Source organism: Cupriavidus sp. 05T41 (assembly GCF_056396525.1).
This window is the reverse complement of sequence record NZ_JBFTLQ010000059.1, coordinates 39,966-50,100: the sequence shown is the minus strand read 5'-3', so window position 1 is coordinate 50,100 and position 10,135 is coordinate 39,966. Positions and strand designations below refer to the sequence as shown.

The following is a 10,135-nucleotide window of genomic DNA, read 5'->3' as shown; positions in this document are numbered from 1 at the left end:
TGTTGGCGCCGCCGTATTCCTCGGCCACCGTGATGCCCAGCACGCCCAGGTCGCCCATCTTCTTCCAGGCGTCCATCGGGAACTGGTCGGTGCGGTCGATCTMGGCGGCGCGCGGGGCCAGTTCGGCCTGCGCCCAGTTGCGCACGCTCGCGCGCAGCATGTCGATGTCTTCGCCGAGGCGGAAATTCAGGCCGGGCAACTCAGTCATGGCGGTCTCCTTGTCGTTATCCGTGCGATCCGTTGTGTCTTGATCTCATACGTGGCCGAGCGTGCGAACGACGCACAGCGTCATCAGCATGGTGGCCACCTGCTTGCGCACGCCGCCCTTCTCGCAGAAGACTTCGCCCTGCGCCACGATCAGGGTGCGGCCCGGCTTGAGCACGCGGCCCACGGCGATCAGGCGCTCGCCCTGCGCGGGCGACAGCAGGTTGATCTTGTACTCGGCGGTGAGGCCGGCCTCGCCGTCGGCCACCATCGACAAGGCCGCGTAGCCGCAGGCACTGTCGGCCAGCGCGCCCACCGCACCGCCATGGAAAAAGCCATGCTGCTGGGTCACGCCCTCGGACCACGGCATGGCGATCTCCACCTCGCCGCGCTCGACCCGCGTCAGCGCCGCGCCGAACGCGGTCATCAGGCCCTGGCGCGAGAAGCTGGTGGCGATGGCGTCCATGCGGGCGGCGCCGAGCGTTGTTTCCGAAGCGTGATCGATGGTGGGGTCGGAGGCTGCGGGCATGGATTCTCCTCTGTTTTKCCGGGGCATTGCCGGTGCCGGGCGGGTTGCGAAGCTATTTTATTTACGTTTACGTAAACGTCAACTAAATCCGGCGGCAGCGCCGCGAAAACAGCGCATCAGGCACTTTTCACACCGATTGCTGCGTCGTCCGCACCGGACTGKGCGGCGAGCAAGGCGCGGCATTGCTGCTCGTGCTGGTCGATCTCGGCCAGCTGGGCCTGCAGGTCTTCGAGCTGGCGCTCCAGCGTGCCGCGGTGCAGGGCCAGGGAATGCAGGAAGCGCTCGAGCTGCGGCGCGGTGTCGCGCGGCGATTCGTACAGATCGAGGATCTCCCGGATCTCGTTGAGCGTCAGGCCGAGGCGCTTGCCGCGCAGCGTGAGCTTGAGGCGGGTKCGCTCGCGGCCGTTGTAGACACGCTTGCGCCCGCCCGGCCCTTCGCGCTCGGGCGAGAGCAGCCCCTGGTCCTCGTAGAAGCGGATGGCGCGGGGCGTCACATCGAACTCGCGGGCAAGATCGGTGATGGTGTAGGTCGGCGTGGCTGGCGAAGCTGGCATGGGGGCCCGGTAAAAAGTGAACGATCGTTCGGTGCAGAATGAAGTTTTCGCTTAAGATGGCAGAAGCCCGTTTTKGTTGACGTTAACGTTAGCGTMAATCAAATCGGCTGGCAACCATGCCGTGCGGCCGACCTMCGCGGCTGCCGGCACGACGACAAGAAAGCCCGCCTGCGCGCCGCGCCGCGCGCACAGGGCTTCGGACCAGAGAGACTCCCATGAACGCACTCGAACACCAGCTCCAATACCCGTTTGGCGAAGCCATGCCCACTGCCGGCTCCCGCATGGAAGTCGCGCCCGGCGTGTTCTGGCTGCGCATGCCGCTGCCTTTTGCCCTGGACCATATCAACCTGTGGCTGCTGCGCGACCGGCTCGACGGCCGCGAGGGCTGGACGGTGATCGACTGCGGCATCACCAACGACACCATCAAGGCGCACTGGGAAACCATATTCGCCAACGAACTCGAGGGCCTGCCCGTGCTGCGCGTGCTGGCGACGCACTGCCACCCGGACCACATCGGCCTGGCCCACTGGCTGTGCAAGCGCTGGGACGTGCGGCTGTGGATGAGCCTGGGCGACTACATGAACGCGCGCGTGATGGGCAGCGGCACCGGCGCCGGCTCCAACGCCGGCGGCGACTTCGCCGCCAGCCATTTCGCCCGCCACGGCCTGACCGACCCCGACAGCCTGGAGAAGCTGCGCGCGCGCAAGAGCTACTACCCGTCGCTGGTGCCGGACCTGCCCACCCAGTACCGCCGCCTGATGGAAGGCGACACCGTGCATATCGGCACCGACGCGGCGCGCTCCGGCTGGCGCGTGATCACCGGCTTCGGGCACGCGCCCGAACACGTGGCGCTCTACAACGCCGCCAGCAACGTGCTGATTTCCGGCGACATCGTGCTGCCGCGCATTTCCACCAATGTCAGCGTGTTCGACATGGAACCGGAAGCCAACCCGCTCAAGCTGTATCTGGATTCGCTCGGCAAGTACGAGCCGCTGCCCGAAGACGTGCTGATCCTGCCTTCGCACGGCAAGCCGTTCCGCAACCTGCACACCCGTATCCGGCAACTGCGCGAGCACCACGTGGACCGCCTGGCCGAAACGCGCGCGGCGTGCGCGCAGAAGGCATGCAACGCGCATGACATCGTCGGCGTKATCTTCAACCGGCAGTTCGATATCCACCAGATGACCTTCGCCATGGGCGAGGCGCTGGCGCACCTGCACCTGCTGTGGCATGCCGGGGAGGTGCGCAGGGAAACCGGCGACGACGGCGTGGTGCGCTTCAGGGCCTGACGCCATGCCGCCGGGCCMGGCCGGGCGGGCGCGCTAGCGCTGCCCGGCCAGCTCCGTCAGATAGCGCACGCCGTCCACGGCCCGGCTGCCGTACCAGGACACCATCTCGCCATCCACCAGCAGGACCTCCTTGCCGAGCTGGCGCTCCAGCGCATCGACATGCGCCTCGGTGAAGCGATAGGGCTCGGTGGACAACAGCACCAGGTCGGTCTCGCGCACCAGCGCGTCGCTCCAGCGGAAGCTCGGATAGCGCGTCCCGGGCGCATTGGGCCGGCTGCAGTCGCCATCMACGCAGGCTTCCGGCAGCGTGTCGGCCGCAGGCCAGGTCTGCCAGTTGACCAGCGCCAGCATCCTGCTGATATAGGTATCGCGCGACACCGTCATCCAGGGGTCCTGCCAGATCGCGTAGAGCACCCGGCGCGCGGGCCATTGCCTGGCCTGCACCTGCGCCAGCACCGACCGCAGCGCGCCGCACAGTGCTTCGGCTTCGGCGGCGCGGCCGAAGATGCCGCCCAGCAGCCGGTACAGCGCGAGGTTGTMCTCGGGCGCGCACGGGTGGGTGACGATCACGCCGGGCACGAAGGCGCGGATCTCGTCGACCGTCTCGCGGCGGTTCTCGTCGATATTGACGATGACGTGGGTGGGCGCCAGCGCACGCAGGCGCTCGAGCCTGACGTCCTTGGTGCCGCCCACCTTGGCGACGGCGCGCACGGCCGGCTCCGGGTGGATGCAGAAGCCGGTGCGCGCCACCATCTGCGGCCCGAGCCCGAGCGCGAACAGCAGTTCGGTCACCGACGGCACCAGCGAGGCGATGCSGGCCTCGCCGCCGGCCGCGCCGTGCCATGCGCCGGCGGCGTCCTGCCAGGCGATGGCTGGGGTCACGGCTGGCGGCCCTGCCCGCGCGGCTTGCGCGGCGCGCGGGCGAACAGCGCGTCGTACAGCCAGCGCGGCATCAGGTGCAGGATGGAGGCGACCACGCCCATCTGCCACGGCACCACGGCGAAGCGCCGGCCCGCGGCGATGGCGCGCACGGCCTTGCGGGCGAAATCGTCGGCATCCATCAGGAAAGGCATGCGATAGGGATTGTGCTCGGTCATCGGCGTGCGGATGTAGCCGGGCGCAATGGTGACCACGCGGATACGCTCGCGGCGCTGTTCCAGGCGCAGGCTCTCCAGCAGCTTGATGACGGCGGACTTGGACGCGCTGTAGGCGCCGCCCCCGGGCAGGCCGCGCACGCCAGCCACGCTGGCGATGCCGACCAGCGTGCCGCGCCAGCCGCCGGCGCCGGGCTCGCGCGCGCGCATGGGCTGCATGAAGGGCTGGAAGGTGGTGAGCACGCCGAACCAGTTGGTGTCCATCACCATGCGGAAGGCTTCGAGATCCTCGCGCTCGCTGGCAACGGTACCCACCGATACGCCGGCGTTGGCGATCACCACGTCAGGGCAGCCGAAATGATCGAGGAAATCCTGCGCGGCCGCCCGCATGGAGGCGGCGTCGCGCACATCCGCGGCATAGACGCGCACCGCATTGGGATTGGGCAGGCTGGCGGCCAGCTCGCGCAGCGCGTCTTCGCGCCGGCCAACCAGCCCGAGGATGGCGCCTTGCGMGGCGTACTCGCGCGCCAGGGCCTGGCMGAGTCCGCTCGACGCGCCGGTGAGGAAGACTTTCAATGCTCGCATCGGGATGGGGAGGGGTCCAGGGAAAACCGCAACATCGTCATGCCGGCAGACCCGCCCCGACGCAGTCCGGACGCCGTTGCGCCAAGCCGGCGCCGGCGCTGCCGGTCGAACGCGCGGCGCGCCGGCCGCCTGGCCCGCGCGCGCCGCAACGGGTATTACAGTTTCTTGTCGCGCACCTGGCCGACCAGGAAGTCCATGGTCTGGATGGCGGCGGCCTTGGTGCCGGCGACGGACGGCGAGGTCACGTACTTGCCCTGCACGACCACGGTCGGCACGCCGTCGATCTTGTAGGCGTCGGCGATCTTGTTGGCGCGCTGCGTGTTGGTGGTCACCGWGAACGAGTTGTAGGCATCGAGGAAGGCCTTGCGGTCGATGCCGTTCTTGGCCATGAAGTCAGCGATCTCGTTCGGGTCGAGCATGCGCTTGCGGTCCACGTGGATGGCGCTGAAGACCTTGCCGTGCATGGCGTCGAGCTTGCCCATGGCTTCCAGCGCGTAGAAGATCTTGGTGTGCGGCAGCAGGTCGTCGCGGAAGGCGACCGGCACGCGCTTGAACACCACGTCCTTGCCCTGCTTGCTCACCCATGCCTCGAGCTCGGGTTCGAAGTCGAAGCAGTGCGGGCAGCCGTACCAGAAGAATTCGGTGACTTCGATCTTGCCCTGAGTGACGGGCTGCGGTGCCTTCAKGACCTGGTATTCCTTGCCCGCGGTGGGTGCGGCCGCCTGCGCGGGCGCGTTCATCAGGAAACCGGTCACGGCGACCAGCGTGGCGAACAAGGTGGCGAGTTTCTTCATATGACGCGACTTTCGAGGATGKGCGATGAGCGTATGACAGCGGCGGGGCGTTCCGGTTCAGCGGACGCCCCGGGTTGTATTACTGCTTGGTAAAGCGGATGACCGACGCTTCGAAACCCGACGATTGCAGGCGGTCGCGCGAACGGTTCATGTCTTCGATCTTGTTGAACGGCCCCAGGCGCACGCGATACAGCTTCACGCCGTTGACATCGCGCTCGGTGACCTTGGCTTCGAAGCCCTGCATGGCCAGGTTGGCCTTCTGGCGGTCGGCGTCGTCCTGCGAGCGGAAGGCACCCACCTGCAGCAGGTAGCCCACCTTGTTGGCATCGGCCTGCGCGATCTCGGCGATGGGATCGGCGACCGGCTTCTCGGCGGGTTTTTCCGCCGGTTTGTCGACGGGCTTCTGCGCAACCTTGTCGGCCGGCTTCTCGGCGGGCCTTTCAGCCGGCTTGTCGGCGGGCCGCTCGKCGGGCTTGTCGGCCGGACGGGTCGCGACCACGGGCGGCTGCGGGCGCTCGGCCGGCCTGGCCGTGGGCGCCGGCCCGGCGGGCTGCTCGGGTTCGGCGGCGGGGCCKACCGGCTTGGCCGGCGTCTTGCTCCACAGCGGCTTGTTGGGATCGCTCGGCGCGTCCTGCGCCGGCGTGGGCAGGCTGCTGACGACATTGCCGGGGTCGGCMGGCTTCTGTCCGTTCTTCTGCTGGAATGGCGCGGGGGAGCGGGTGATGTACAAGGCGACCACCACCGCGATCGCCAGGCCGATGATCAGGCCCAGCACCAGTCCCAGGAACGTACCTCCGCGCTGCGGCGCGCGGCTGGCATTGCGCGGGGCGCGCTTGCGTTGCTGTTGCATGAATTCCTCTAGCGTGATGGCGCGATTATAGAGCCTGCGCCGGTCCGCGCATCACTGTCTGTGGTCAGGGCGACACGCGTGGCCACGCCGGGCGGTGCCCGGCGCGGCCGCGGTCCGCGTGCGCTTACATGCGCTGCGGCGCGGAGACGCCGATCACCGCCAGACCGTTGCGCAGCACCTGGCGCGTGGCGGCCAGCAGCGCCAGGCGCGCCAGCTTGACCGGTTCGTCATCCACCAGCACGCGGTCAGCGTTATAGAAGGCATGGAAATCCCCGGCCAGGTCGCGCAGGTAGAAGGCGACCGCATGCGGCGCCAGCTCGGTTGCCGCCGCGGCCAGCATGTCAGGGAAGTCGGCCAGGCGCTGCCCCAGGGCGAGCGCCTGCGGGCTTGCGCCGGCGCCCGTCACCGGCGCCAGGTCGGTGCCGGCCAGCGTGGCGAGCTTCGCTTCCCAGTCCGCGCCGCCCCACGATTCGAAGATCGAGCAGATGCGGGCGTGCGCGTACTGCACGTAGTACACCGGGTTCTCGTCGTTTTGCTTGAGCGCGAGGTCGACATYGAACACGAACTCCGTATCCGCCTTGCGCGACAGCAGGAAAAAGCGCACCGCGTMGCGCCCGCGCGTGAAGTGCGACGGCCAGTCGGCCACGCCCGCGTCCAGGCAGCCGCGGATGGTCTCGCCGCCCTCGGCGCCGTTGCTCCACTCGATCAGGTCGCGCACGGTCACGTAGGAGCCGGCGCGCTTGGAGATCTTGACCTCCTCGCCGTTCTTCATCACGGTGACCATCTTGTGCAGCACATAGTCGGGGTAGCCCGCCGGAATGCCGATCTCCAGCCCCTGCAGGCCGGCGCGCACGCGCGCGATGGTGCCGTGGTGGTCGCTGCCCTGCACGTTGATGACCTTGGCGAAGCCGCGATCCCACTTGGTGGTGTGGTACGCCACGTCCGGCACGAAGTAGGTGTAGGTGCCGTCGCCCTTGCGCATGACGCGGTCCTTGTCGTCGCCGTCGTCGGTGGTGCGCAGCCACAGCGCGCCTTCGTTCTCGTAGGTCTTGCCCTTGGCGATCAGCGACTGCACGGCGGCTTCGACCTTGCCGTCGGTGTACAGCGACGATTMCAGGTAGTAGCGGTCGAACTTGACGCCGAAGGCGCGCAGGTCGATGTCCTGCTCGTTGCGCAGGTAGGCCACGGCGAACTTGCGGATCGAGTCGATATCCTCGGCGTTGCCCGATGCCGTCACCTCGTCGCCATCGGACGCGCGCACGCGCTTGCCGGCCAGGAAGTCGGCGGCGATGTCGGCGATGTAGTCGCCGTTGTAGGCCGCTTCGGGCCAGCCGGCGTCGCCCGGCTTGACGCCGCGCGCGCGCGCCTGCACCGAGACCGCCAGGGTCTGGATCTGCACGCCGGCGTCGTTGTAGTAGAACTCGCGGTGCACGTCGAAGCCCTGCCAGTCCAGCAGGTTGGCCAGGGCGTCGCCCAGCGCCGCCTGCCGGCCGTGGCCCACGTGCAGCGGGCCGGTCGGGTTGGCCGAGACGAACTCCACCAGCACCTTGCCGTGCACGCCCTGCTCCTGGGCGCCGTAGCGGTTGCCCTGCTCCAGCACGGCGCGCAGCACGTCGGCCTTGGCCGCCGGTGTCAGGCGCAGGTTGATGAAGCCGGGGCCGGCGATCTCCATGCCGGCCACCAGGTCCGCGGTGCGCGCATCGGCCTTGACGGCATCGACGATCTGCTGGGCCAGCTCGCGCGGGTTGCGCTTGAGCGCGCGGGCAACCTGCATGGCCAGGTTGCAGGCAAGGTCGCCGTGGGCGGCGGACTTGGGGCGCTCGAAGGTCACGGCGGGCAGCGTGGCGTCGGCCGGAGCGAGGGCGCGCACGGCGTCAAGGAACGCAGCGGCGAGATTGGAGGTCTGAACAGGCAGCATGAATGTCGTGGCCCTGGGGCGGTTGTCCGGCGCCGGCGCGGCATGTGGATGCGGCGTCGCGTGGCAGGCAATGAATTGCAGAACGCGGAATTTTATCAGGTGCTATGCTGACATCATGCAGCGAGCCCGAAACCGGCCGTTGCGCGCCCCCGCCCGAATCCMGGACATGCCGCGCGATCTTGTCACTTCGCTGTAGTCAAGKAAAGGAAATATCATGCTGATCACCTTCAAATCCCATGCGGCGCAAGACCTGATCATGATGAGGGATCTGGCTGTCACGCTCCTCGGGATTATCGGCAAGCACCTGGGAGAGCGCGGGGTGATCACCGCCGAAGAAATGCCGCGCGCCATCCACAAGCTCKAAGCCGCCGTGACGGACGCCAAGCGGGTGCACCCGGCCGAATCGTCGGTAACGCCGGGCAAGCAGGACGAAGAGGAGGACGAGCCGCTGCACCTGGGCCAGCGCGCCTATCCTTTCCTCGATATGCTGCGCGCCTCCCAGCGCGAGAACACCGATGTACTCTGGGGCGTCTAGCGCGCCCCGCCCGCCGCGCAAAGCCCGCTGACGCGGGCTTTGTCGCATCTGGCCGCAGCCGACGCGGCCTGCCGCGGCCCAGGCCGGGACGCCGGAGCCCCGCGGGGATGCCCCGCACGTCGGCGGGCCAAAAAAAGAGCCCGGCGAGGATGCCGGGCCTGCCGGATCAGGGAGGGGATCCGCAAGGGGGAGAAATCAGCTTCGGTGCGGACAAGGAAGGCGCCGCCGCCACACGACGTGCTGCATGCGGCACTTTCATCCCGGCGCCGGGTTCAGCCCTTTTCCAGCATGTCCGACAGTTCGTCGGCATGCTCTTCCTCGACGGCGAGGATGTCTTCCAGCATCCGGCGCGTGGTCGGGTCGCGCTCGCCGATGTACTGCACCATTTCCAGGTAGCTCTCGATCGCGATCCGCTCGGCGACGAGGTTCTCCTTGATCATGTCTGTCAGCGACTTGCCTTCGACGTACTCGGAATGGCTGCGCGCCGACAGCGTGTCCGGCGCGAAATCGGGCGCGCCGCCAAGCTGCACGATGCGCGCGGCGATGCGATCCGCGTGGGCCTGCTCTTCATCGGAATGCACCTTGAATTCCGCGGCGACCGGCTCGGCGTGGATGCCCTTGGCCATGAAGTAGTGGCGGCGGTAGCGCAGCACGCAGACCAGCTCGGTGGCCAGCGCTTCGTTGAGCAGCTTGAGCACGGTGGCGCGGTCGGCGTCGTAGTTCTGCGTCACGGCGCCATCCTCGATGTGCTTGCGCGCGCGGTCGCGCAACGTCTTCACATCCGTCAGGAAGCCGCCGCTGGCGCCTTGCTCGTTGCGGGCCGGTGCCGCGCCCTTGCCGGCGGGTCTCTCGGTGACAGGGGTGTCCATGACTGTGATGCTCCTGTGGGAATGCGGCTGTGGGAAAGCGCGAAGGGGTCGAAGGGCTATTTGCGGCGGGCCTCTGCCTGGCGGCAACTTGCCGGCGCGCCMGCGGGCCCGAGGAAACAACGGCCGCCCCGCCAGGCGCAGGCGGCCGCGCGGGTAGCCTCAGTCGTTCCTGGCGCGGCCGTTGACCGCCAGCAGCAAGCCKACGAAGGCACCGACCGCCGCCGCGATGCCGACCGCCTTGAGCGGCGACTCCACTACGCGCTGCTGCACGCCTTCCACGGCGAAGTCGACCCGCTCGCGGGCGCGGCTGGCACCGTCGAGGGTGGCCTGGCGCAGATGCTCGGCCAGCGCGCGGGTACGATCCTGCAGCCGTCGTCCCGCCTGCACGGCTTCGGAAGACCCTTCGCGGCCAAGCACCTCCATGGTGTGCTCGAGCTGCGCGATCAGGGACMGCACCTCCTCGGCCACGGGACTGGCAGCATCGCGGGCGGCGCTGCGGGTGTCGCGCGCGGCGAGCCGCATCTGGCGCACCGTGTTCCCGGCGCTGTCGGCCAGGTGCGTGAATTCTTTCTTCACCTTCGGGTTGTGGGTCAGCATAGGTTTATCTCCATGTCTGTCTTCATTCACGGTTTCATCTCCGGTCCGGTCCGGCCCGCGGCCAGCCGGCCGCGGCACCGCCCGGTTCTCGGCTATCGCCTGACCAGGCTGATCACGAAGGTCACGAGGGCGACCACCAGGAAGATGAAGAACAGGATCTTGGCGATCTCCACCGCCCCCGCGGCAATGCCGCCGAAGCCGAACAGCGCGGCGATCAGGGCGATGACGAAAAATACGAGTGCGTAGTGCAACATGATGGCAACTCCCTAGATTGGCTTGCCTGTCGCGCCAGCGGGCGCAGCGCGCCGGCAGCAGCA

General features: G+C 68.4%; 13 protein-coding genes. 2 read left to right on the top strand and 11 right to left on the bottom strand.

Features of this window, described 5'->3' with window-relative positions; genetic code table 11:
• From AC1DKV_RS28405 to AC1DKV_RS28395, 3 genes are all read right to left on the bottom strand, one after another.
• Window positions 1-208 (bottom strand): acyl-CoA dehydrogenase family protein (locus tag AC1DKV_RS28405; protein WP_477138496.1); only part of this gene is annotated, 208 nt, incomplete at its 3' end.
• A gap of 45 nt (window positions 209-253) precedes the next feature.
• Window positions 254-733, bottom strand: a complete 480-nt coding sequence (locus AC1DKV_RS28400; protein WP_441650321.1) for a PaaI family thioesterase — start codon at window positions 731-733, stop codon at window positions 254-256.
• A gap of 116 nt (window positions 734-849) precedes the next feature.
• A complete protein-coding gene (locus AC1DKV_RS28395; RefSeq protein ID WP_441621205.1) occupies window positions 850-1,287 on the bottom strand; it encodes a MerR family transcriptional regulator in 438 nt (145 codons plus the stop codon).
• Between the two features lie 215 nt (window positions 1,288-1,502).
• On the opposite strand from AC1DKV_RS28395, the gene AC1DKV_RS28390 reads away from it, so the two are divergent.
• Complete coding sequence (locus AC1DKV_RS28390; protein ID WP_441650322.1) at window positions 1,503-2,576, top strand: MBL fold metallo-hydrolase; 1,074 nt, start codon at window positions 1,503-1,505, stop codon at window positions 2,574-2,576.
• Window positions 2,577-2,609: 33 nt separating this feature from the next.
• Here AC1DKV_RS28390 and AC1DKV_RS28385 read toward each other — a convergent pair whose 3' ends face one another.
• The 5 genes from AC1DKV_RS28385 to argS all read right to left on the bottom strand — a co-directional run bounded on the left by AC1DKV_RS28385 (window position 2,610) and on the right by argS (window position 7,817).
• Window positions 2,610-3,446, bottom strand: coding sequence for a helical backbone metal receptor (locus AC1DKV_RS28385; RefSeq protein WP_477138501.1), 837 nt, complete (start codon window positions 3,444-3,446; stop codon window positions 2,610-2,612).
• An 8-nt stretch (window positions 3,447-3,454) separates the two neighbouring features.
• Window positions 3,455-4,255, bottom strand: a complete 801-nt coding sequence (locus AC1DKV_RS28380; protein ID WP_477138495.1) for an SDR family oxidoreductase — start codon at window positions 4,253-4,255, stop codon at window positions 3,455-3,457.
• Between the two features lie 155 nt (window positions 4,256-4,410).
• Window positions 4,411-5,049 carry a thiol:disulfide interchange protein DsbA/DsbL gene (locus AC1DKV_RS28375; RefSeq protein WP_477138494.1) on the bottom strand — a complete coding sequence of 213 codons (639 nt, stop codon included), beginning with the start codon at window positions 5,047-5,049 and terminating at the stop codon, window positions 4,411-4,413.
• Window positions 5,050-5,128: 79 nt separating this feature from the next.
• Window positions 5,129-5,899, bottom strand: coding sequence for an SPOR domain-containing protein (locus AC1DKV_RS28370; protein WP_477138493.1), 771 nt, complete (start codon window positions 5,897-5,899; stop codon window positions 5,129-5,131).
• A 124-nt stretch (window positions 5,900-6,023) separates the two neighbouring features.
• Window positions 6,024-7,817 carry an arginine--tRNA ligase gene (argS, locus tag AC1DKV_RS28365; protein ID WP_477138492.1) on the bottom strand — a complete coding sequence of 598 codons (1,794 nt, stop codon included), beginning with the start codon at window positions 7,815-7,817 and terminating at the stop codon, window positions 6,024-6,026.
• Between the two features lie 214 nt (window positions 7,818-8,031).
• On the opposite strand from argS, the gene AC1DKV_RS28360 reads away from it, so the two are divergent.
• Window positions 8,032-8,352 (top strand): DUF1840 domain-containing protein, encoded by a 321-nt coding sequence (locus AC1DKV_RS28360; RefSeq protein WP_477138491.1) that lies wholly within the window; start codon window positions 8,032-8,034, stop codon window positions 8,350-8,352.
• Window positions 8,353-8,624: 272 nt separating this feature from the next.
• Here the strand turns inward: AC1DKV_RS28360 and AC1DKV_RS28355 are convergent, their stop codons facing one another.
• The 3 genes from AC1DKV_RS28355 to AC1DKV_RS28345 form a co-directional block, all read right to left on the bottom strand.
• Window positions 8,625-9,221 (bottom strand): ferritin-like domain-containing protein, encoded by a 597-nt coding sequence (locus AC1DKV_RS28355; RefSeq protein WP_441621219.1) that lies wholly within the window; start codon window positions 9,219-9,221, stop codon window positions 8,625-8,627.
• Window positions 9,222-9,380: 159 nt separating this feature from the next.
• A complete protein-coding gene (locus tag AC1DKV_RS28350; RefSeq protein WP_477138490.1) occupies window positions 9,381-9,818 on the bottom strand; it encodes a glycine zipper domain-containing protein in 438 nt (145 codons plus the stop codon).
• A 92-nt stretch (window positions 9,819-9,910) separates the two neighbouring features.
• Window positions 9,911-10,072: a DUF1328 domain-containing protein gene (locus tag AC1DKV_RS28345; RefSeq protein WP_020206329.1), complete on the bottom strand. Its 162-nt coding sequence runs from the start codon at window positions 10,070-10,072 to the stop codon at window positions 9,911-9,913.
• Window positions 10,073-10,135: the final 63 nt, after the last annotated feature.

Coding starts and splice junctions, on each gene's coding strand:
- AC1DKV_RS28355 (WP_441621219.1), bottom strand. CDS start 9,221: ATGGACACCCCTGTCACCGAGAGACCCGCCGGCAAGGGCGCGGCACCG.
- AC1DKV_RS28400 (WP_441650321.1), bottom strand. CDS start 733: ATGCCCGCAGCCTCCGACCCCACCATCGATCACGCTTCGGAAACAACG.
- AC1DKV_RS28345 (WP_020206329.1), bottom strand. CDS start 10,072: ATGTTGCACTACGCACTCGTATTTTTCGTCATCGCCCTGATCGCCGCG.